We start from the raw sequence: 21,065 nt of genomic DNA on the forward strand, positions 1-21,065 counted from the left end.
TCACTTCGCCTCCTGCATCTTCCGGCAGGGAAGCAGCGACGACAGCGCCTGTTCCAGATTCCACGCATCCGGTTGGGAAGCAGCGGGCAGCGGTTCCTTTCGCAGGTAATCGGCCCGCTCCAAGCCGCAATGCGCACAGCAGTGGCGATCGTACGCATACGAGCCGTTTTCCGCAAAGTATGCATGCAATCCCCTGCGCAAACATGCCGGTTGATCCAGCCACGCTTGCATCTGCTGCAGCTTGTACCATTTGTTCCGGCGGATCCGCTCGATGCGTTCCGTCATCCGCGCCGCGATGTTCCCGGCCGGCGCATCGTGCAAAAGATACCGGTACAGCCCCTTCTCTTTGACGACACGCGTAATCAGCCCCGCATCCTCCGCATAGAAAAACAGCATGTCCAGCAGTTCTTCCTCGACGCCGGCAAACGCAGCGATCTCCTGCGCGGCTACGCTGCCGCCGCCCGAAGCGAGAACGGCGACAAACCGTTCGATCTCTTCCGCCGTGGGAAACTCGCGAACCAGCATGTGCTGATGGATGGAGGCATCCTCCGGGATGACATACAGGCAGGCGTACCCCGGCAGCCCGTCGCGGCCGATCCTGCCCACTTCCTGGGCATACTCTTCCAGCGTTGCCGGAAAATGATAGTGCAGCACATACCGGATATCCGCCTTGTCGATCCCCATTCCAAACGCATTGGTGGCAACAATCACATCCAGTTCACCGGCAAGGAACTGCTCCTGCACCAGCGCGCGATCCAGGGCGGACATGCCGGCATGATAGCCGTGTGCCCTGATTCCCCCTGTCTCCATGCACAAGGCCGCCAGCTGTTCCACCGCTTGCCTGGTGCGGCAGTAGACGATGCCGGGCCCCTGCAGTTCCCGCACCGCCTGCAGGACGGCCTCACGCTTCTCGGACTCGGCAGCCATCGTCTTGATGTCATACGCGATGTTCGGCCGGTTCACCGGCTGTACGATCACATCCGCCTCCTCGATGGCCAGCAGCCGGCAGATCTCTTCCCGCACGGATCGGGTCGCGGTTGCCGTTACGGCAAGCACGGTCGGGTTTCCCAGGCGGCGTATCGCGTCCGGCAGCCGCAGATAATCGGTCCGGAAATCATGCCCCCACTGGGAGATGCAGTGCGCCTCATCGACCGCCACCAGCGAGACCCCGCGTGCCGCCAGCCTTTCCTGGACCGGACGCTGCTGCAGCTTTTCCGGCGAGATGTAGAGCAGTTTGTAATCTCCCCGCCCGATTTCGGCCAGCAGCCGCTTCAGTTCGGTCGGGTCCAGCGTGCTGTTGAGATAGGCCGCAGGGATTCGCCGTTCCTTGCGCAGGCGCTGCACCTGATCGATCATGAGGGAGATGAGTGGGGAAACCACCACCGTCAGGCCCGGCAGCAGCAGGGAAGGCAGCTGGTAGGTGACCGACTTTCCGCCCCCGGTGGCCAGGACCCCAAGCACATTGCGTCCGGCCATGACCCGGCTGATGATCTCCTCCTGCCCGTGGCGAAAGGAAGCATATCCGAAATAGGCAGACAACGCCTTCCTAAGATGTTCCTTCATTGGGTTTCACTCCTCTCTCTCTGGGCCAACGCCAGGCGGATCTGCAAATACGAATACTCTTCCCCCAGCCGGTCCTTGATTTTCCGCAGCCGGTGTGTCTGCAGTTCGTCGCTGACGGCCAGAATCCGCATGCGATCGGCCGGCTGCAGAAACGGAGAGGCATCCCACTCCGGGCAGTGCAGCGCGATCTCTACCAGATGGTCTTCCACCGTATTGCGGGTAATCCCGCGTATCCGGGCGATCTCGTCCAGTCCCAGCCTGCGCTTGAGCAGCTTGTATGTCTCCAGGGCGCTGCGGCTTACCGACAGCGAGCTGCCCTTTTCGACAGCGATAAGCCGGGATAGCAGCGGGAAACGGCTCTTCTCTTCGCCCAGCAGCCGTTCGATCATCAAGGCCAGCCCGTACCGCCATTGGATCAGGATCAGGGATGGAGGCTGCCGCCGGATCACAGCAAGCTGCCGAATCGTCAAACCGGTTTGTCCGGCTCCGGCAAATTGGCGGACGATCAGCGGCTGCACTTCCGCAGGCAGCGGTGCCAGCAGGGAATACAGCTCCCCATGCAGTTCACTCATCCAGCGCTGTCTCTCGTTCTTCTCCGCCAGCTGCTGTTTCACCCAGCTTTGTACCTGCCTGTCCTGTACCAGCGGATAGAAGGAGGGAGCTTGGGCCAGCAGCTGCGAGACGGTTTGCACCATCAAGTGAAGCCGCAGCCAAAAGGGCGGGATCCATCCCCCCGCCTCCGGCAGACGGTGAAACGGTTCGAACCACACCGCCAGCCTGCAGCGCGCCATTCCTTCCCGCAGCACCTCTTCTCCCTTCTGCGTCACAACAAAGGACGTTTTGGGCACATCCATCTGCTTCGGCTGAATCAAATTTTTGTCCAGAAGGGCTGCAACAATTTCCTCCCAATCCTCTTTCGATAATTGGGGGAACAGCCGATAATAAGGGTAAAGGCGGAAGAGATGCACATCCTGCGAGGTCTGATTGGCTTTGCGCCCGCGCAGGATATGGTACAACGCCTGCAGGGTGCGTTCGCCCGCCAGCGGCTTCATGCCGCTTAAAGCGATGAGTTGTAGGAATTCTTCTTCCTGTCGGGCAATTTCTTTCATACATGACTCCTTTTGGTTCACGAAAAAAGGGGTTTGGGCTATACTGGAATATGGCACCAATCTATTTGTTATCTGGGAGGATGACATGGCAGGACGTTTGAAAAAATCGGAATACATCCTTACGTACATGATCATCATAACACTTGCCTGCTTTGTTGGTGGATTTTTTTTGGGCGCGGGCTACATGAAAAACAGGATACAGGCGGAAATGGCAGCTGCCGCTGAAGCGGAAAAGGAACAGGCGAAGAAAGAGCAGCTGCTGAAGGAACAAAAGCTTTACAAGGAACAGGATTTCATCCGATTCTATTACAATGTGCTCGTGCCGGCCCAATCCTTCAAGGAAGAGCATTTCCAAACCTTCGCGGCCCTTCAGACAGCCTCTTCCGGGGAGCGGGACGAGCTGCTGAAAAAAATGGCAGCGTCTGCCGAAAACCACCTGAAAGAACTGGAAAAAGGCAGCGTGTCGCCGTCCTCCCCGCTGCTGGTTCAGGCCAAGCGCGCGTATGAAGAGAGTTTGCGGGCTTATTTGGATGGTATTGATCAACTGCGCTCCGCCCAGAATAGTAATGCGCTGCCTGCCGACCAACTCCACTCGATGCCGCAGCTTCATTCGTTCATCACGGGATGGCTGCAGGCGCAAAGCGAGATGTACCAGGCATTGGCATTGTGGGAATCGGCCTACATCACCAAGCGTCCCATTCCCAAGGAATTTCCCGGCGATGTGACGCTGGATAAATGGAGCTCCTATCCGTTCCTGTACCGCAGCTACCTGTCTGCCGCCTATCTCGCCCAGCTGAAGCTGTTTGACGCATACGACCCTCTGGATTTAACCGCACGCATCGATGCGCTGGTGGACGCCAAACAGGCACAGCTGCTGGGGTTGAAAGACGTGGAGATGGCGGTGAAGATGCTGGATGCCACCGATGCGGTCCGCCAGGGCGACTTTGGACAGCTGCGCGCGAAGCTGTATGGAGAGATAAAAACTCCGGAAATGCCGCTCTTTGACGAATAGTTCATTTTTAGAAGCGATTCATTCTTGAAATCTGCTGGCACAACGAATAAAATGAGGTTGAAACTGGACGTACCATCGTGTGGGAGGTGAAACGAGCATGACAACTTGGGTAGACAAAGAAACCTGTATCGCGTGCGGAGCTTGCGGTGCAACCGCTCCCGACGTTTTCGATTACGATGATGAAGGTTTGGCATACAACAAGTTGGATGACAACACCAACACTGCAGAAATCCCGGAAATTCTCTATGATGATGTTCGTGATGCTGCGGAAGGTTGCCCGACTGATTCCATCAAAGTAGAAGAGTAATCATCTTTATCGTAAAAACCACTCATGTTTCAGCATGGGGGGTTTTTTCATTGCCTTTTCTTTCCTGCCGCTTCTTGCTATAATGGGAAAGGATTTGCTTGTACTGACATAACTACTGTTTGAGGAGGTACATACGATGGCATTTACCAACAAAGTGGTCGATGCGTTTATTGAAATCCCCACCGGCAGCCAAAACAAGTATGAATTCGATAAAGAAGCCGGGGTCTTCCGCCTGGATCGCGTGCTGTATTCTCCCATGCATTACCCGACGGAGTACGGCTATCTGGACCAAACGCTGGCGCTTGACGGCGACCCCCTCGATATCCTTGTCCTGACCACCTTCCCAACGTTCCCGGGCTGCGTGATCAAAACCCGCGTGATCGGCGTGCTGATCATGTCCGATGACAAGGGACAGGATGAAAAACTCCTGGGCGTGCCTATGGACGATCCGCGCTTCGACGGCGTCAACTCCCTGGATGACGTGGCGCCGCACGTTCTGAAAGAGATCGCTCACTTCTTCGAGCGTTACAAGGACCTGGAAAACAAGACCACCAAGATTGAAGGCTGGGAAGGTCCGGAGAAAGCGGCTGCCCTCATTGACGAGTGCATCGCCCGCTACAAGGAAAGCAAATAAGGAGCATGCTGCCCACCCTCTGCCGCCGCAGGCAGAGGGTGGCGCTGTTAGCGGACCAACTCGCGGTAACGGAAGCAGTTCGTGGTATGATCCATCACCATGCCGGTCGCCTGCATGAAGGCATAGCAGATGGTGGAACCGACGAAGGCAAAGCCGCGCTTCTTCAAATCCCTGCTCATCGCATCCGACTCCGCCGTGCGGACGGGAACCTCCGCCAGGCTCGTCCAGTGGTTGATGATAGGGGTGCCACCCACGAACGACCAGATGTAGTCGCGAAACGATCCGAACTCCTCCTGCACGCGCAAAAAGGCCTGCGCATTGGTGATCGCCGCCTGGATCTTCTTACGGTTGCGCACGATGCCCGCATCAGCCATGAGCTCGTCTACCTTTTGCTGGTCGTAGCCGGCGATCGCCCTGGCATCGAAGTGATCAAAAGCGCGCCGGTACGCCTCCCGCTTTTTCAGGATGGTGTACCAGCTGAGACCGGCTTGCGCTCCCTCCAGAATCAGGTATTCCAACAAGCGCCGATCATCGTAGACGGGCACTCCCCACTCATGATCATGATAAGCAAGATACAGATCGTCCTGGGTTGTCCACCCGCATCTCTCCATCTTTCCTTCTCCCCTTTAATTCCCGGTTCACTGATTGCATGCTATCATGAGAAAGATTCACGCGGCAAGAAAAGAATGACGGTGCCGATGTAAGCGTTTTAACACACGAACATTAAAAACCTTTTTATCAAAAAATGTTCATGTTTTATCTTGTGATCTCTTGACGCCTTTCCGGGGCCGTGATAAAGTGATAAGCAAATCTGATTCAGCGAAATAGTCGAACAACAGTGATGAAGACACGCTGCACGGAAGGAAACCCTCAGAGAGCCGATGGTTGCTGCGAATCGGCGGTTCCCCTGCAGATAAGCACTTCGGAGTTGGCATGTCGAACGCCCTGCCAGTAGACATGTCCGGTTGAGCCGTTACCTCTTCAGGTCACGTACCTGGCAAGGTTCTCTTTTGCGAAAAAGAGAACGAATGAGGGTGGTACCACGAAAGAATGCCTCTCGTCCCTCACTACACCCGTAGTGAGCGGATGGGAGGCTTTACTATTTTATCCAATCAGGAGGTAGAGAAACCATGTTTGCAGACAAGCTGATTCTTCGCATTCCCGGCCCGACGCCTATCCCGCCCCGCGTGCAGCAGGCGATGGCCCGGCCAATGATCGGCCACCGCAGCGGCCAGTTTTCCGAACTGTTCGCCCGCACGGCGGAGCGCCTGAAGCCCATCTTCGGCACCAAGCAGGATGTCTACATTCTGGCGGGCAGCGGCACCAGCGCGTTGGAATTGAGCGTCGTCAATGTGCTTGCGAGCGGAGATGAGGCCGTTGTTCTTGTCAGCGGCGCGTTTGGCGAACGTTTCGCCAAAATCTGCGAACGTTACGGCATCATCGTGCATCGCCTGCAGGTCACCTGGGGCGAACCGGTTACCCCCGAACTCCTGGCGCCTTATCTGGCAGAGCGGCCGCAGGTTAAAGCCGTCTTCGCCACCTACTGTGAAACTTCCACCGGCGTCCTGAATCCGATCCGGGAGCTGGCGCAGGTGGTGCGCGAGAAGTCGGACGCCTTGTTTATCGTGGATGGCGTCAGCTGCGTGGGCGCTGTTCCCTGCGAAATGGACGAATGGGGCATCGACATTCTGGTCACCGGCTCCCAGAAAGCGTTCATGCTGCCGACCGGTCTCGCTTTCGTGGCCGTCAGCGAACGGGCATGGAAGGTGATCGACAGCCGTACCCCTCTCGCCTTTTATCTTGACCTGAAAGCATACCGCAAAAGCTTCGCCGATCGTACAACGCCGTACACGCCTGCCGTCTCGCTGGTCTTCGGCCTGGAAGAGGTTTGCGCCATGATCGAGGAGGAAGGTCTGGCGAACATTATCCGCCGCCATGAACTGATGCGGGATATGACGCGCGCCGCGATGAAAGCCCTGCAGCTGCCGCTCATGACCGCCGACGCATACGCGTCCCCGACGGTCACTTCGGTAAATCCGGGCGAAGCGTTTGATCCGGAGGCGCTGCGCAAGACGCTGCGGACCAAGCATAATGTCGTCATCGCCGGCGGACAGGCGCATCTGACCGGCAAAATCTTCCGCATCGGCCATATGGGATACTGTGAGCCGCTCGACGTGATCCAGGTCATTTCCGCCATTGAAATCTCCCTGCGCCAGATCGGCGTGGACGTGCCGTTTGGCGAAGGAGTAAAAGCTGCTCAGGAGGTGCTTGTCAACCATGTTTAAAGTACTGATTACCGATCCATTGAGCGAGTTGGGGATTCAAAAGCTGCTGGAAGCGCCCGATGTGGAAGTTACCCAGATGCCCGGTCTCTCTCCCAGCGACCTGCTGGCCGTCATCGGGGAATACGATGCCCTGCTGGTACGCAGCCAGACGCAGGTGACCGCCGAAGTGCTGGCAGCTGGCAAGCGCCTGAAAGCGGTCGGGCGCGCGGGGGTTGGCGTCGACAATATTGACGTCAATGCCGCGACCGAAGCCGGCGTCGTGGTGATCAATGCGCCCGACGGCAACACGATCTCCACGGCGGAACATTCCTTTGCCATGCTGATGGCGGTTTCCCGCAACATTCCCCAGGCCCACAAGAAACTGACCGAGGGCATCTGGGACCGGAAGAGCTTCCAAGGGGTGGAGCTGAACGGCAAGATTCTGGGGGTCGTCGGCTTCGGCCGGATCGGAACCGAGGTGGCCAAGCGCGCCAAAGCCTTCAACATGCAGGTTCTCGCCTACGACCCGTTCCTGACCGAAGAACGGGCGGCCAAGATGGGCGTCACGCATGCCACCCTCGATGAGATCATCGCCAAGGCCGATTACATTACCGTCCATACGCCGTTGACCAAAGAGACCCGCCATCTTATCAGTTCCAAAGAGTTTGCCAAAATGAAAAACGGCGTGCGGATCATCAACTGTGCCCGGGGCGGCATCATCGATGAAAAAGCGCTCTATGAAGCGATTCTGACAGGAAAAGTGGCCGGTGCCGCCCTCGACGTCTTTGAGGTTGAGCCGCCGGTGGACAACCCGCTGATCGGGCTGCCGCAGGTGGTGGTCACCCCCCATCTGGGTGCCTCCACGGTCGAAGCCCAGGAGAACGTGGCGATCGATGTGTCGGAAGAAATTTTGAAAGTCCTGCGCGGCGAACCGTTCAAAAATGCGGTCAATCTGCCATCCATCCCGGCTCATGTCCTGGAAAAAATTGAACCGTACTTCTCCCTGGGCGAGCGCCTGGGCCAATTCCTCGCCCAGATTACCGTGGGATCGATTCAGGAGATCACCATCACCTACAGCGGAGACTTGAGTGAAGTGGATACGGCGCCGTTAACCCGTACCGTACTGAAAGGGGTTCTCTCCTTCCGCCTGGGCGAAGGAGTCAATTACGTGAACGCCCCCCTCTTGGCCAAAACGCGCGACATCGCCGTGCTGGAACAAAAATCGTCCCTGAATCGCGGGTTTATGAATCTGCTGACCCTGACGATCAGAACCAATCTGGAAACCAAGTCGGTCTCCGGCACGCTCTTGAACGGCTACGGCGCGCGGATCGTCAAGATCGACGACTACGGGATCGACGTGGCGCCGGAAGGTTACCTGCTCTACATTCATCACAACGACCGTCCGGGTGTGATCGGCCGCGTCGGTACCATCCTTGGCTCCAATGACGTCAATATCGCCACCATGCAGGTGGGCCGGCGCGATATCGGCGGCGATGCCATCATGATGCTGACGGTCGACAAGCCGGTCAGCGCCGAACTGCTTGATTCGCTGGGGGAACTGCCTGAAATCAAAAGCGTCACCCAGGTGGAATTGTAAGAACGGGAATCACCCTGAGAGCTCGGCATGTTGGCCGAGCTTTCATTTTTTTCCTCTTATTCGTATAATGAAATGGATGTTTGTCTATTTTTTGTCGTCTGGTACAGGAGGTTGCCTTTTCCATGGAACAAGCTGCAGAAATTGTCCCACAAACGCTTTACGTCCTTATGCTCGTGCTCATCTCCGGCATGCTGTCGGGTAAAATTGCCCAAAAATTTAGATTGCCGGACGTCGTCTTCTTCCTGCTGATCGGCATGCTGGTCGGGCCGGTGCTGCACCTGCTGAACGTTCCAAGCGACACCCCGATGAATCAGCTGATTCTGGTGCTTGGTGCCACCTTGATCCTGTTTGACGGCGGGCGGTTAATCCGGTTGGAAACGCTGCGCAAGGTATGGCTGACGGTCGTGTTGTTAAGTGTGCCGGGCGTGTTTATTACCGCCTTGATCGTGGGGCTGGCCGCCGCCTATTTCCTTGGCATTCCGTTGATGTATGCCCTGCTGCTGGCCAGCATCATCGCTTCGACAGATCCCGCAACGCTGATCCCGGTGTTTAAACAGGTCAAAATCCGGGCCAAAGTAAAAGAGACGGTTGAAAGCGAGTCGGCCTTCAATGATGCGACAGGATCCATCTTAACCTTCTCCCTGCTGGCCGTGGTGATGGGAACGGAAAGCGTCTCCATCGGGGCAAGCATCATTCAGTTCCTGAAGTCTTCGGTTGGGGGCATCGCAACGGGAGCGCTGGTCTCCACCGCGCTGGTCTATCTGGTGGGCCACCGGAAAGTAGGTTTTCTGCGCGACTATACGACGATCGCGATGATCGTGGCTGCAATCGGTTCCTATTATCTTGCCGACTCTCTCCGGTTCAGCGGCTTCATGGCAACGTTCGTCGCGGGCTTGATCTGGGGGAATGCTGCCATTTTCGGCATCCGGATGGACGAGAAAGCTGAAGAGATGGATCATGTAGCGGAGAATCTGACCGTGATCAAGCGCATGCTGATTTTTATCCTGCTTGGCAGCCAGGTAGACTTCCAAGCGATCTTCCAGTACTTCTGGAGCGGACTGCTGGTTATTCTCGTGTTCATGTTCATTGCCCGCCCGATCACGGTTTTCGCCTGTGCGCTGCCGGACCGCCGGGCGCGCTGGACCAAGCAGGAGATGCTTTTCATGTGCTGGGTCCGGGAAACAGGCGTCATTCCGGCCGCGCTCTCCGGGATGGTCGTCGGCATGGGGGTTCCGCACGCCGACGCAATCGCCTCTGTCACCTTCCTGGCGATTCTGGTCACCATTCTGCTGCAGGCCAGCACCACGCCGTATGTGGCACGGAAGCTGGGAATCGAAGAAGTCGCCGAGAAGGCGGTCCGTTAATAAGCAATCAAAAGACCCTCGCAGCCATCAAGCCGATGGCTTCCGAGGGTCTTCCTTTTAGCATTTAGGAAAGTTTAAGATCTTTAAAGTACTAAAGTGAAGTTGGAAAGGTTGGGGGCCCCCGCCGACACCAGCGTTTGCTTAAGTCGGCGGGGGTTTTTTTAGCCGAGGATCGAAAGAATTTCGCTCACATCGTTTAAAATGTAGTCCGCTTGTTCTGCTTCGAACTTGGCACGGGCCTCCTGGCCGGACAATCCGGTCAGGGTAGCGGCGAATTGACAGCCGATCGCCCGGGCGGCCAGCAGGTCAGCGAGCGAGTCGCCGACGATCAGGACTTCCTCCCCGTTTGCGATCGGCAGCGGGTAGGACAATACTTCCTGATCGTCCCTGTCCAATCCGAGCAGCCCTTTCACATAACAATATGGGTGAGGCTTGGCCAGCGGCGCCTTGTCGGGAAAGGCGGTTTCCGCCTGCAGCACGTGGGAAGCCGTTACCACGCGGTTGGGGTCGAACAGATCCAGCAGGCCCAGTTCGGCCAGGGGCACATGGGTCTCGATGGTCGGTCTGCCGGTGCCGATGCCCAGGATATATCCTTTTTCCTTTAACGCGGTCAGGATGCTGCGCATCTTCGCCGGTTCCACAATCGGGATTTCGTCTTTGAGAAAGCCCTTTTTCCCTTTCTGCATGCTCTCCCTGCCGATGGAGGCTTCAATCCGCTCGTCACCGAGATACCATTCCTGAAACGTTTCCTGGCAGAGTGTCCACAGTTCGCTGTTGCGCGAGAAAATCGACGTTTCGATCCCGCAGCGCTCACGGGCGATTTCGTTCAGATAGAGCAGCAGCTCCGATTTCTGCAAAGACGACTTGGCAAAGTCAGGCGTAAACGCTGCATAGTCGATGGCAAAACCGCTGGCATGGGTTTCCGCCAGCCTGCGCACCCGCTGCAGCGCGGTCCGGTCGATCTGCTGGGTCAGCAGGTCGCGCACCTCTTCTGCGGCATGGGGCTGAAGCGCCTGGCACAAACGGATCAACTGATAGGAGAAGGTCAAGTAGACCATGTCCCAGTTGGAATTAATCCCGCGTGACTTGATGAAGTTGAGCACGTCATCGGCCGCGAACACCGTCCGGCGCACCCGCCGGATGACCTCCTCCTCAGGCGCAGGCGTAAATGTATCGCCGGAAAGCCCGAGATACTGCCCGCTGTGCAGCAGCTCCCATACCGTCAGGGCGGATGCGTCAAAATACCGCTCCTCGCTTAAAAATACCCCGTCTACGTCAAAAAGAATCGTTCGAATCATGGCCCCCACTCCTGTCCTTGCTTTCTCTATGATGCGGCAGGCTGATGGTGAACGTGGTTCCTTCCCCCAGCTTGCTTTGCACCGTAATCGTACCGCCGTGCGCTTCCACGATATTTCTGGCGATCGCCAGCCCCAATCCCGTGCCCGCCCGGCCTCTTGTCCGCGCTTTGTCCGCCTTGTAGAACCGCTCAAATACAAACGGCAGATCCTCCTGCGGGATGCCGCTTCCCGTATCGCTTACTTCAATCAGCAGCGGCTCTTCCTGCAGGGCTCTGAGGGTGACAAGTCCGCCATTGGGCGTATGGCGAAGGGCATTGTCGATCAGGTTGGTCAACACCTGCTCCATCCGGTCAGGGTCGAGATAGGCGCTCTCCCGCGCCGTCTCCATCGCCAGCTGCAGACCGATCCCCCGCTCCCGTGCCAGATTGGTGAATTTGCGCTGGATTTTCTCCAGATAGGGCTGCAGCGAGATGGTTTCCCGATGCAGTTCCAGATGCCCTGCCTCCATCCGTGCCAGATTCAGCAGTTCGTTAACCAGCTTGGACATGCGCACGGATTCATCGTAGATAATCTTGGCCAATTCCTTGTGCTCTTCCGGCGATGCCGCGATGTTATCCATGATGGCTTCGCTGTATCCCTGCAGCATGGACAGCGGCGTGCGGAGCTCATGCGACACGTTGGCCACGAAGTCTGTGCGCAGCTTGTCCAGTTTTCGTTCCCTGGTCATGTCCCGCAGAACGGCAACCGCGCCGCGAACCTGTTCCCCGTCATACAGCGGAACCATCAGCGTTGACCAGATCCGCCCCTGCAGCGGAATATCTTCATACACATCCTGCTCGCTCTCGGTCAACCGCTTGTACAGCGAGAAGATCGGCGCGGCTTCCCCCGGGTGCTCATACGACCAGTCCCGGAGGAAATGCTCGGCCGGCGGATTGGTTACTACGATGCTGCCCTCCGCATCGATCATGATGACGCCGTCCACCATGCTGCTGAGGACGGTGGCCAGCTGTTCCTTCTCCTTGGATAAGGCATGCACCAGCTCGTTCAACCGGCTTGCCATCGTGTTGAAGGTGGCAGCCAGATCCCCGATTTCGTCCGTGGTGCGGATGGGAATCTCCGCATGAAATTCCCCTTCTGCAATCCGTTGGGCCGTCTGCTTCATGACACGCAGCGGATAGGTGATCCGCGACGACAGGAAGAAGGCAAACACCGTGGTCAGGATAAAGCCGATGACACCGACGACAAAAATCAGCTTGCGCACTTCCGCAACCGTGCTGTCATAATCTTCGATCGGCTGGTACAAGATCAGGGCGCCGCGCTCGCCATCCCCGGCTGCCAGCGGGACCGCCACGGCCAAAATCTGCTGCCGGCCGTCCGGGTCGTTGAAGGCACCCGGGAACATCAGGCGCTCCGGCTTCGGATGCTCCCCGCGAATCGCCCGGTTCAAGCCCAGCTCCGGCTTCTGCAGCAATTCATCAACCGGAATGCGGGGAACCGTGGCCGGCAGCTCAAATTGACCGACCGGCTCCAACTTTTCGTTAATGGCAACAAGCCCGGTCCGGCGGGCGACGCCCAGCGTAGCCGCCAGCTGCAGCGCCTCGTCGAGATGTTCCGTCGTTTTCAAATGGCTGGACAGCCCTTCCGCCGTCACTTGCAAATCTTCTGCCTGCTGCCGGAAGAAGTAGGTGTCAAACGATTGGACCAACAGCAGGCTGAACAAGGTGAGCACAAGCGCAAACAGGGCGATGATGGTCATCCAGAGCTTGCCGACGACACTGCGAAAAATATCCACGTTACTTCGGCACCTCGAGCTTGTAGCCGACGCCCCAGACGGTCGCGATCATCTGGGCCGCATCCGGGGACACCCTGTTCAGCTTTTCCCGGAGCCGCTTGATATGGGTATCGACCGTGCGCAGGTCGCCGAAAAAGTCGTAATGCCACACATCTTTCAGCAGTTCTTCCCGGGTGAATACCTTGTCCGGGGAGAGCGCGAGGTAATGCAGCAGCTCATACTCCTTGGGGGTGAGGTTTACCTCCTGCCCGCTTGCCGTGACCTTGTGGGCATCATGGTCAATCGTCAGATGGGGGAAAACCAGCACCGAATGGCTGCTGATCGAATCCGTTTTCAGATAAGCCGTGGCGGACGCGCGGCGCAAAATCGCCTTGACGCGATACACCACTTCCCGCGGACTGAACGGCTTGACCACGTAATCATCGGCCCCTGCCTCGAAGCCGTGCACCCGGTTGGTCTCTTCCCCTTTTGCCGTCAGCATGATAATGGGCGTCGCCTTGTGTTCCCGGATGCGCTGGCACACTTCCATGCCGTCCATGCCCGGCAGCATGATGTCAAGCAGGATGATGTCGAAATCCTCTTCCAGCGCGATCGCAACCGCCTGTTCACCATCCTCCGCCTCTTCGATCTCGAAATTTTCCCTTTCCAGATACATGCGCAAGAGTCTTCGGATTCTCTCCTCGTCATCGACGACCAGAATGCGCACTTTTTGCTCCATGGCAGACACACCTCTCTCGACATGGTATGGGAAGATAGATAGACCAAAAAGCTGGTGGTCGACCAGCTTTTGCTTCCGCAACGGCAGCCGGTTATACGCCCGCATAGGAATGAAGGCCGGCGATAACCAGATTGACGACAACGAGCGTAATCAGGATGATAACAAACCCGATGACGGACATCCATGCCGACTTCTCCCCCACCCAACCGCGCGACAGGCGCAGATGGAGATAGGCGCTGTAAAACAGCCAGACGATGAACGCCCACGTCTCTTTCGGGTCCCATCCCCAGAAACGGCCCCACGCCTCCTCTGCCCAGATCATGGCAAAGATCAGGGCGCCGAGCGTAAAGACGGGGTAGCCGATGGCGATGGCGCGGTAGCTGATCTCATCCAGCAGTTCCGGCTCGATCCCCTCGACGGTCCGCTGCAGGGCGGCCCCCAGCCGCTTGCGCACCAGCAGCCGGAGTCCCCCGTACAAGACGAGTCCGGAGAGGATGGACCAGATCATCGTGTTCAGCTTGCGGGCCGCGTCTTTTCCTTCCATCCACGTTGGCGCTTCCATGAGCGGGTTCATCGGCCCCTGCTTGACGATGGTGGCGCCGGCCGGTGCGACGATCGCGGGCAAGGTATAGGTCACCTGCTGATTGACCACCTGTCCGGTATTGGTCATCTGCTGTGTCGGCAACTGGAAGACCGTGTTCTGGTCCAGGCGGGAAAACGTGGAATCCAGCACGATGAAGCCGACCAGCATCAGCACGACGCTGAGCACGATCTCCAGCCACAGGTTGGCGCGGCTTTTCCCTTGTTGCGGAACCGTCCGCACCAGGTACATCAGACCGGCGGCAAACCCCACGGACAAAATCCCTTCCCCCAGCGCGGCTGTCGTCACGTGAATCTGCAGCCAGTAGCTCTGCAGGGCCGGGATGAGCGGGGTCGCTTCCTTGGGAAAGACATAGGCATAGCCAAGCATCAGAATGCCGAGCGGAATCACGAACGCCCCCAGCACGGTAAGGCGGTAGATCCGATACAGGATCAGGTAGGCAAAAATGATACAGAAATCAAGGAAGGCCATGAATTCGAACATGTTGCTGGTCGGGCTGTGTCCGCTGGCGATCCAGCGGGTCACGATGTAGCCGGCATGGGATAGAAAGCCGATGACAGCCAGAATGTACGCCAGGCCTCCAAAACGCCGTTCATGCTCCCTGGGGTCGCGCCCGGACCATTGTTTTCCCGTCACCGCCACCACAAACAGGATGGATGAGCATACATAGAGGATAAAAGCCGCATTGAGCAGCCAGTTGCTAATGGTGATCAACAGTTTCCCTCCCTAGGACTTCCCTTTTTGCACAAGCGTGACGGGCCAATTCATCTTCGCGATGAGCAGCTCCATCTCCTTGCGCAGGCCGAACCAGTTCTTGTTGGTATGACCGGCCAGATGGAGCCTGCCGTTTTCCCACTGCACCCAGATGCGGCGATGCTGCCAGTACGTTCCCATGACGACGCCGACCATGAATATCAGCGCGCCAAAGTAGATTACCGGCACCGCCTTATCCTTGCGCACCATCAGGCCGGAGATGTCGATGAAGTCAGGCATCTTTACCTCCAGCGCATACCGGGGGTCCTTGCTGTCGCTGATGACCGTTCCGGACACATAAACCAGCTTCTCTTTGACCCCCTCCGCCGAAGCGATTTCCAGCGCAAACATCGGATTGTTGGGCTGGTTGGTCTTGGTGGCGGGTTTTCCGTCATTTCCCATGACAAAATCGGGGAAATAATCGAGTACGCGGACGGTGATCCCTTCCGCCACCTGCTGCTCCGTCTGCGGGGCATACAGGTCCAGCTTCAGGGAGCCCACCTGCTTGTTTCCCGCCTTGCGGTCCAGCACCGCGAAGTTAAGGGCCCCCAGTTCCATCTCTTTCACGCCCGATTGGTAGATGGCCAGGTCTTCATAGATCATCGGGTGATTCACGAGGATCGGCCCTTTCGCCACCTCTGCCAGCTCCGGCTTGGCTCCCGGAAGGTCCGCATTCTTGTTCACATAGAGAACGGCGTCGGTCTGATAGGTTTTCGGAATCGCCCCGCCGTTCAGATTCAGCTTCTCCGGCATTTCGCTTTCGTCCCAGTATTCCGTCTTGTACGCCACATTTTTCACATAGTAAGGGGTTTCCGGAATCGAGACGGTTTGCCCTTCCCGCACCCAGACGAACTGATCCAGATAAAAGCCGGGGATGCTGCGCAGCAGGACACCGAAGAGGAAAATGATCAAACCGATATGGTTAATGTACGGGCCCCATCGGCTGAAGCGGGCTTTCTCCGCCAACAGCGCGTTTTCTTCCCGGAAAAGGCGGTACCCTTTCCGGGCAAGAAAATCGGCGGCAGCCGGAAGCGCGGCGGCCGGATCAATGGACGCCTCCTCCGGCGAATTGCCATAAAGCTTCTGCCCTTTGAGAAACGACAGGTGCTGGTTCAGTCGCGGCCTGCTCAGCGCCTTGTACAGCGGGATCACGCGGTCCAGGCTGCAGATCACCAGCGAGGTGCCGATGAAAACCAGCAGGGTTTTAAACCACCAGGAGGAATACAGGTTGTGAAATCCCAGGGCATAATAGATTTCACCGATTTTCCCATAGGTTTCTCCATAGAAGCGGGCGATATCCGCTTCGGTCGACACCGGCACCGGTATGTAATCCTGCTGCGGGAAGATCGTCCCGACAGCGGAGGCAATCAGGGTGATGAGGATCAGGGCAATCGCGATCTTGACCGACGAAAAGAAGTTCCAGATCCGGTCGATGATGGTACGGGAGTAGGTCTGGGAACGCCGGGCCATCCCCTCGTAGCGCATGTCCGGAAAGGCTGCCTGCTCCGGCTGGCCGCTCTCCTGGAAGTCTACCGGTTTCCCACAGGATTCGCACAGCATCGTCCCCACCGGATTGGTATGTCCGCATTCGCATTTACGCACGTCCATGTTTTTCCTCACTCACTCCAAGATTTGCGCCACTTTCTGCGCGATGATCGCATCCGTCATTTGACCGATGTAGATCTCCTCGATCTCTCCCTCCCGATCGATGAAGAACGTGGTCGGAATCGGGCCGATCCGATACAGCTTGGTGATCTGCAGGTCACGGTCAAGCAGGATCGGGAATTTCGCGCCATACTGTTCGATAAACGACTGGACCGCTACAGGCGTTTCACCGATGTTCACGCCTACCACAACCAGTCCCTTGTCCTTGTTGGTTTCATACTGTTTTTGCAGGGCGGGCATCTCCGCCTTGCAAGGCTCACACCAGCTGCCCCAGAAGTTCAGGACGACGGCCTTTCCTTTTAGATCGGACAGCTTCATGGGCGTACCGTTCAGCTGCGGCAGGCTGAAATTGGGCGCAGCATTGCCTGCCTTCACCTGATGCGGATCCTTCACAAAGCTCGTATACAAGGCAAAAACGAAAGCGATCAGCAGAACCCCGAGGATCGCTACGCGAATCGATGTCCGTTTTGTCGTGTTCATGGTTTCTGTCACCCAGTCTGCATCTTTCTATTTTTCTATTATAACGTTCCGCCAATCGCGGCTCTCTAAGAATTATGAACAGATTTTGAACGATGGGCACCGTCTAGCGCGCCCTCGCGGCAATCTCATCCTTGAGCCGCTGCACCTCGGCCGCTGTCAGATGGCGATAGGCGCCGCGCTTGACGCCCTCCAACGTGAGAAAGCCCAGACGTACCCTCTCCAGACTTGCCACCGGGTGGCCGATTGCCTCGCACATGCGGCGCACCTGCCGGTTCCGGCCTTCATGGATCACAATCTCCAGGAGGGCGCGGTTCCGTGCCCGATCCGTCTCCAGCAATCTGGCCTCACCGGGAGCCGTCATCCCGTCTTCCAGCATGATGCCTGCCGCCAGCCGACGCACTTTTTCGGCCGAAGGAATGCCGATCACCCAGGCGTGATACACCTTGTCGATCTCAAAGGACGGGTGGGCGATCCGATTGGCCAATTCCCCGTCATTGGTCAACAGCAGCAGTCCCGCCGTATCATAATCCAGCCGTCCGACCGGATAGACCCTCTCCCGGATGCCGTCCAGCAAATCGGTCACGACGCGGCGGCCTTCCGGATCGTGCAGACTGGTGATGACGCCGGTGGGCTTGTTGAGAAGAAGATAGACCGGAGCCTCCCGCTTAATGGGTTGTCCGTCCACCACGATGTCGTCCTTCGCGGGATCAACCTTGGTCCCCAGCTCCCTGACCACCGCGCCGTTCACTTTCACTCTGCCCTGGGTAATCAGCTCTTCGCATTTCCTGCGCGAAGCCACCCCCGCCTGGGCCAATATCTTTTGCAAACGCTCCATGCCTGTAACACCTCTTCATCATCATACCCATTTCTATCAGTGTGGACAAGAAAAAGGAAAAAACTCCCCCATGCCGGAGAAGTTCTTCAGAGGAAGACGAGATAGACGACGATGATCGAGGCGACGACGCCCGCCAGATCCGACCAGAGCCCTACTTTCAGCGCGTAGGCGCCGTTGCGGATGCCGACCGCTCCGAAATAGACGGTCAGGACATAGAGCGTCGTATCGGTGCTGCCCTGCATCGTGGCGGCCAAACGGCCCAGCAGGGAATCGGGGCCGTAGCGGGCGATGATGTCCGTGGCGATGGCAAGCGACCCTGTGCCTGACAGAGGCCGGAGCAGCGCGATCGGCACGATCTCCCCCGGAATATGCAGCCAGTTGCACAAGGGCGCCAGCGCTTTCAGCAGGAGATCAAGCGCCCCCGACGCGCGGAACATCGTGATGGCCACCATCATGGCGATCAGATGCGGCATGATTCTGACGGTTGTGACGAAGCCGCCCTTGGCTCCGTCGACAAAGCTCTCGTACACGGGAACCCTTCTGTGCCAGCCATAGACGAGAATAAACGAGATCAACAACGGGATCGCCCACATCGAGACGAACGAAATCCACTGATACATCCGTCTCCCCTCCTACGGTGCCCGTCTGTTGGCAGCACGCCGGTACCAGCGGTCCAGCAGCAGCGCGATCCCTGTGGCGGCGAACGAAGCCATCAGGGTGGAGCCGACGATCTCCACCGGATTTGCGGAGCCGTACTGCATGCGGATGGCGATCATGGTGGTCGGGATCAGGGTGATGCTGGCGGTGTTGATGGCCAACAGCGTACACATGGCGGGCGATGCCTGCTCTTTGTTCGGGTTCAGCTTTTGCAGCTCCTGCATGGCCTTCAGCCCCATGGGCGTGGCCGCATTGCCCAGCCCGAGCAGATTGGCGCTCATGTTGGAAAGGATGTAGCCCAGCGCCGGATGCCCCTTCGGCACATCGGGAAACAGACGCCGCACGACGGGGGAAAGCGCTTTGGCCATAAGCTCCATCAGGCCTGCCTTCTCCGCAATGCGCATGATCCCCATCCAGAAGGCGAGCACGCTTAACAGCCCGAAGCTGACGGTTACCCCCGTCTTCGCTCCTTCAAAGGCGGCCTGGTTGATCACCTCAATCTTGCCGTTGATGGCGGCCACCACCATGCTGACCACGATCAGGCCAAGCCAGATGACATTAAGCATGCAGGACACCTCCTGCCGCGATCCGCCATAATAGGCTCCAGAACGAATCTTCTCCCTCCCGCATGGCCTCGGATTTCAGCGTCGGAGCAGCTTCCCGCACGGACAACGGGATCCTGCCGATCAGCTGCTTGCCCAGGAAGATCTGCAGGAAGCCGACGTGCGTCCCTGCCATGGCCTCTTCCAGCCGGGGTTGGAAAAGCTGGACGCGCGAAGTGATCTGGGACGTCTCCGTATTCCGCAGCGGATAAAAAAACTCGTTCAGCGTCACCAGTTGCAGATTCTCGTCTTCAGAGGCGATCGGCACATCCGGATCGATGGTTTCTCCTTTGCTCACCACTTTCACCGGCTGGAACGTGTGAAATCCCCAGTCGAGCAGCTTCATGGAATCATCCCAGTCATCGGGCGCGTTCAGGGTAATGGCGGCCAGCTGCCGGCCGTCCCTCGTGGCGGAGGAGGCCAGGCAACGTTTGGCCAGCTTGGTGTAGCCGGTCTTGACGCCATCCGCCCCCTTGAAGAGCTGCAGCAGCTTGTTTTTGTTCTGCAGCCGCCTCTCCCAGCTCTGTCCTTCCCAGGCGATGTTTTTCACTTTCGTGGCGACGATCTGCCGGAAGACCGGATTTTTCAGCGCATAGGCGGAGAGCTTCACCATATCGACAGCCGTCGAGTAGTGCATATTGCTGTCGTCCAGCCCGTGCGGATTCATGAATTGCGTATGGGTCATCCCGATGAGGGCCGCCTTCTCGTTCATCATGTGAACAAAGCCCGGCACGGAGCCGCCGACGTGGATCGCAATCGCCGTCGCCGCATCGTTGCCGGAACGGAGCATCAAGCCGTACAGCAGTTCCTCCAGCGTCAGGTGTTCCCCTTTGCGCAGATAGATGGAAGAACCCTCCACCCCGACGGCTTCCTGAGGAATCTCCACCACATCCTGCAGATGGCCTTCCTCAATGGCGACGATGGCGGTCATGGTCTTGGTCAAGCTGGCGATGCGCATCTTTTTGTCCCCGTTCTTTTCATACAGGATGCGGCCGGAAGCAACATCGATCAATGCCGCCGCTTCCGCCGAAATGACCGGCGGTTCGTCTGCCCCCTCCGCCACTACGGCAGAAACTGGCAGGGTGAAAAACAAAAGAAAAACGACGAGTACGCCGGATAAACGTCTCAGGTACTTCATAACGTCCTCCCCATCGTTTGGCAAAATGAACCGATTGGTACAAGTATATGGAGACAAGACGTCGGTTAGTACCGCTACGTTGCCGGGGTACTAGTCGCCATCCTCGCCGGACACGCGGGCAAAGAGCGCCGTCGCTTCCATCCGCGCTTCTTCGATATTCAGGTTGACAGGAGGTTCGGGAAGATCTGCCAATTCCCTCAACCCGAAGTACTCCAAAAATTCCTTCGTCGTGGCGTACAGAATCGGCCGGCCGACGCCTTCCGCTCTTCCCGCCTCCCGGATCAGTTGCTTCGACAACAGGGTTTGCAGCGCCTTTTCGCACTTAACCCCGCGGATCTCCTCAATGTCGGAGCGTGTGATCGGCTGTTTGTAGGCGATGATGGCCAGGGTTTCCAGCGCGGCCTGCGACAGCGTGGATTGGCCGGGCGAAGTGGCCAGCTTCTCGAAATAAGGCGCGTGCTCGGGCAGCGTGGTCAGCTGGTAGGCCCGGGCAACCTCCACGATCTGGATCCCCCGCCCCTGTCGGCGAAAATCAGCCTTCATATCCTCCAGCAGATCGACGACGGTCTCCTCAGGCAGATCCACAATGCCGGCGATCTGCTTGGCATCGAGCCCTTCGTCCCCCGAGATGAACAGCAGGCCTTCGATGATCCCCTTGATTTTATCGAAATCCATC

The 21,065-nt window shown here is 57.7% G+C and carries 20 protein-coding genes and 1 other annotated feature; of the genes, 6 read left to right on the forward strand and 14 right to left on the reverse strand.

Features of this window, described 5'->3' with window-relative positions:
• Both G3578_RS05390 and G3578_RS05395 read right to left on the reverse strand, forming a co-directional pair.
• Positions 1-1,563 carry a RecQ family ATP-dependent DNA helicase gene (locus G3578_RS05390; protein ID WP_165209666.1) on the reverse strand — a complete coding sequence of 521 codons (1,563 nt, stop codon included), beginning with the start codon at positions 1,561-1,563 and terminating at the stop codon, positions 1-3.
• Positions 1,560-2,672, reverse strand: a complete 1,113-nt coding sequence (locus G3578_RS05395) for a YpbB family protein (RefSeq protein ID WP_165209669.1) — start codon at positions 2,670-2,672, stop codon at positions 1,560-1,562. Before G3578_RS05395 ends, G3578_RS05390 begins: the two co-directional genes overlap by 4 nt.
• Before the next feature lie 85 nt (positions 2,673-2,757).
• Between G3578_RS05395 and G3578_RS05400 the strand changes: the two genes are divergently transcribed.
• From G3578_RS05400 to G3578_RS05410, 3 genes are all read left to right on the forward strand, one after another.
• Positions 2,758-3,684: a hypothetical protein gene (locus G3578_RS05400; protein WP_165209672.1), complete on the forward strand. Its 927-nt coding sequence runs from the start codon at positions 2,758-2,760 to the stop codon at positions 3,682-3,684.
• A 97-nt stretch (positions 3,685-3,781) separates the two neighbouring features.
• Positions 3,782-3,991: a ferredoxin gene (locus G3578_RS05405; protein ID WP_165209675.1), complete on the forward strand. Its 210-nt coding sequence runs from the start codon at positions 3,782-3,784 to the stop codon at positions 3,989-3,991.
• Positions 3,992-4,127: 136 nt separating this feature from the next.
• Complete coding sequence (locus tag G3578_RS05410) at positions 4,128-4,625, forward strand: inorganic diphosphatase (RefSeq protein WP_165209678.1); 498 nt, start codon at positions 4,128-4,130, stop codon at positions 4,623-4,625.
• A 47-nt stretch (positions 4,626-4,672) separates the two neighbouring features.
• Here the strand turns inward: G3578_RS05410 and G3578_RS05415 are convergent, their stop codons facing one another.
• Positions 4,673-5,236 (reverse strand): DNA-3-methyladenine glycosylase I, encoded by a 564-nt coding sequence (locus G3578_RS05415; protein ID WP_165209681.1) that lies wholly within the window; start codon positions 5,234-5,236, stop codon positions 4,673-4,675.
• A gap of 218 nt (positions 5,237-5,454) precedes the next feature.
• Positions 5,455-5,693, forward strand: a binding site (T-box leader).
• Between the two features lie 62 nt (positions 5,694-5,755).
• Between G3578_RS05415 and G3578_RS05420 the strand changes: the two genes are divergently transcribed.
• The 3 genes from G3578_RS05420 to G3578_RS05430 all read left to right on the forward strand — a co-directional run bounded on the left by G3578_RS05420 (position 5,756) and on the right by G3578_RS05430 (position 9,850).
• Positions 5,756-6,910, forward strand: a complete 1,155-nt coding sequence (locus tag G3578_RS05420) for a pyridoxal-phosphate-dependent aminotransferase family protein (protein WP_165209684.1) — start codon at positions 5,756-5,758, stop codon at positions 6,908-6,910.
• Positions 6,903-8,486: a phosphoglycerate dehydrogenase gene (gene serA / locus G3578_RS05425; protein ID WP_165209687.1), complete on the forward strand. Its 1,584-nt coding sequence runs from the start codon at positions 6,903-6,905 to the stop codon at positions 8,484-8,486. The genes G3578_RS05420 and serA overlap by 8 nt, the downstream gene beginning before the upstream one ends.
• A gap of 122 nt (positions 8,487-8,608) precedes the next feature.
• Positions 8,609-9,850: a cation:proton antiporter gene (locus G3578_RS05430; protein WP_165209690.1), complete on the forward strand. Its 1,242-nt coding sequence runs from the start codon at positions 8,609-8,611 to the stop codon at positions 9,848-9,850.
• Positions 9,851-10,011: 161 nt separating this feature from the next.
• On the opposite strand, the gene G3578_RS05435 is transcribed toward G3578_RS05430, so the two are convergent.
• The 11 genes from G3578_RS05435 to scpB all read right to left on the reverse strand — a co-directional run bounded on the left by G3578_RS05435 (position 10,012) and on the right by scpB (position 21,064).
• Positions 10,012-11,148, reverse strand: a complete 1,137-nt coding sequence (locus tag G3578_RS05435) for an HAD family hydrolase (protein ID WP_165209693.1) — start codon at positions 11,146-11,148, stop codon at positions 10,012-10,014.
• Entirely contained in the window at positions 11,126-12,904 is a 1,779-nt protein-coding gene (locus G3578_RS05440) for an ATP-binding protein (protein WP_206529521.1), read from the reverse strand. Before G3578_RS05440 ends, G3578_RS05435 begins: the two co-directional genes overlap by 23 nt.
• A gap of 37 nt (positions 12,905-12,941) precedes the next feature.
• A complete protein-coding gene (locus G3578_RS05445) occupies positions 12,942-13,658 on the reverse strand; it encodes a response regulator transcription factor (RefSeq protein ID WP_165209699.1) in 717 nt (238 codons plus the stop codon).
• Positions 13,659-13,749: 91 nt separating this feature from the next.
• On the reverse strand, positions 13,750-14,973 hold the full coding sequence (gene ccsB / locus G3578_RS05450; RefSeq protein WP_165209702.1) for a c-type cytochrome biogenesis protein CcsB: 1,224 nt from the start codon (positions 14,971-14,973) through the stop codon (positions 13,750-13,752).
• Between the two features lie 12 nt (positions 14,974-14,985).
• A complete protein-coding gene (resB, locus tag G3578_RS05455) occupies positions 14,986-16,620 on the reverse strand; it encodes a cytochrome c biogenesis protein ResB (protein ID WP_165209705.1) in 1,635 nt (544 codons plus the stop codon).
• Between the two features lie 12 nt (positions 16,621-16,632).
• On the reverse strand, positions 16,633-17,157 hold the full coding sequence (resA, locus tag G3578_RS05460; protein ID WP_165209708.1) for a thiol-disulfide oxidoreductase ResA: 525 nt from the start codon (positions 17,155-17,157) through the stop codon (positions 16,633-16,635).
• Positions 17,158-17,260: 103 nt separating this feature from the next.
• The gene (locus G3578_RS05465) at positions 17,261-17,992 is read right to left on the reverse strand and encodes a pseudouridine synthase (RefSeq protein WP_165209711.1); all 732 of its coding nucleotides are present in this window, start codon (positions 17,990-17,992) and stop codon (positions 17,261-17,263) included.
• A gap of 86 nt (positions 17,993-18,078) precedes the next feature.
• Entirely contained in the window at positions 18,079-18,612 is a 534-nt protein-coding gene (locus G3578_RS05470; RefSeq protein ID WP_165209714.1) for a spore maturation protein, read from the reverse strand.
• A gap of 12 nt (positions 18,613-18,624) precedes the next feature.
• A complete protein-coding gene (locus G3578_RS05475) occupies positions 18,625-19,215 on the reverse strand; it encodes a nucleoside recognition domain-containing protein (protein WP_165209717.1) in 591 nt (196 codons plus the stop codon).
• Entirely contained in the window at positions 19,208-20,389 is a 1,182-nt protein-coding gene (locus G3578_RS05480; RefSeq protein ID WP_165209720.1) for a D-alanyl-D-alanine carboxypeptidase family protein, read from the reverse strand. Before G3578_RS05480 ends, G3578_RS05475 begins: the two co-directional genes overlap by 8 nt.
• Positions 20,390-20,479: 90 nt before the next feature.
• Positions 20,480-21,064: an SMC-Scp complex subunit ScpB gene (scpB, locus tag G3578_RS05485; RefSeq protein ID WP_165209723.1), complete on the reverse strand. Its 585-nt coding sequence runs from the start codon at positions 21,062-21,064 to the stop codon at positions 20,480-20,482.
• Between the last annotated feature and the right edge of the window lies 1 nt (position 21,065).

The organism is Brevibacillus sp. SYP-B805 (assembly GCF_011059135.1).
In the GTDB taxonomy this organism is placed as follows: domain Bacteria; phylum Bacillota; class Bacilli; order Brevibacillales; family Brevibacillaceae; genus Brevibacillus_F.

Bases quoted from the DNA above. Each gene is read 5' to 3' on its own strand.
- G3578_RS05480 (WP_165209720.1), bottom strand. From the start codon at position 20,389: ATGAAGTACCTGAGACGTTTATCCGGCGTACTCGTCGTTTTTCTTTTG.
- scpB (WP_165209723.1), bottom strand. From the start codon at position 21,064: ATGGATTTCGATAAAATCAAGGGGATCATCGAAGGCCTGCTGTTCATC.
- G3578_RS05405 (WP_165209675.1), top strand. From the start codon at position 3,782: ATGACAACTTGGGTAGACAAAGAAACCTGTATCGCGTGCGGAGCTTGC.
- G3578_RS05415 (WP_165209681.1), bottom strand. From the start codon at position 5,236: ATGGAGAGATGCGGGTGGACAACCCAGGACGATCTGTATCTTGCTTAT.
- resB (WP_165209705.1), bottom strand. From the start codon at position 16,620: ATGGACGTGCGTAAATGCGAATGCGGACATACCAATCCGGTGGGGACG.
- G3578_RS05395 (WP_165209669.1), bottom strand. From the start codon at position 2,672: ATGAAAGAAATTGCCCGACAGGAAGAAGAATTCCTACAACTCATCGCT.
- G3578_RS05475 (WP_165209717.1), bottom strand. From the start codon at position 19,215: ATGCTTAATGTCATCTGGCTTGGCCTGATCGTGGTCAGCATGGTGGTG.
- G3578_RS05465 (WP_165209711.1), bottom strand. From the start codon at position 17,992: ATGGAGCGTTTGCAAAAGATATTGGCCCAGGCGGGGGTGGCTTCGCGC.
- G3578_RS05420 (WP_165209684.1), top strand. From the start codon at position 5,756: ATGTTTGCAGACAAGCTGATTCTTCGCATTCCCGGCCCGACGCCTATC.
- G3578_RS05440 (WP_206529521.1), bottom strand. From the start codon at position 12,904: ATGACCATCATCGCCCTGTTTGCGCTTGTGCTCACCTTGTTCAGCCTG.
- G3578_RS05400 (WP_165209672.1), top strand. From the start codon at position 2,758: ATGGCAGGACGTTTGAAAAAATCGGAATACATCCTTACGTACATGATC.
- G3578_RS05410 (WP_165209678.1), top strand. From the start codon at position 4,128: ATGGCATTTACCAACAAAGTGGTCGATGCGTTTATTGAAATCCCCACC.
- G3578_RS05430 (WP_165209690.1), top strand. From the start codon at position 8,609: ATGGAACAAGCTGCAGAAATTGTCCCACAAACGCTTTACGTCCTTATG.
- serA (WP_165209687.1), top strand. From the start codon at position 6,903: ATGTTTAAAGTACTGATTACCGATCCATTGAGCGAGTTGGGGATTCAA.
- G3578_RS05390 (WP_165209666.1), bottom strand. From the start codon at position 1,563: ATGAAGGAACATCTTAGGAAGGCGTTGTCTGCCTATTTCGGATATGCT.
- resA (WP_165209708.1), bottom strand. From the start codon at position 17,157: ATGAACACGACAAAACGGACATCGATTCGCGTAGCGATCCTCGGGGTT.
- G3578_RS05470 (WP_165209714.1), bottom strand. From the start codon at position 18,612: ATGTATCAGTGGATTTCGTTCGTCTCGATGTGGGCGATCCCGTTGTTG.
- G3578_RS05435 (WP_165209693.1), bottom strand. From the start codon at position 11,148: ATGATTCGAACGATTCTTTTTGACGTAGACGGGGTATTTTTAAGCGAG.
- G3578_RS05445 (WP_165209699.1), bottom strand. From the start codon at position 13,658: ATGGAGCAAAAAGTGCGCATTCTGGTCGTCGATGACGAGGAGAGAATC.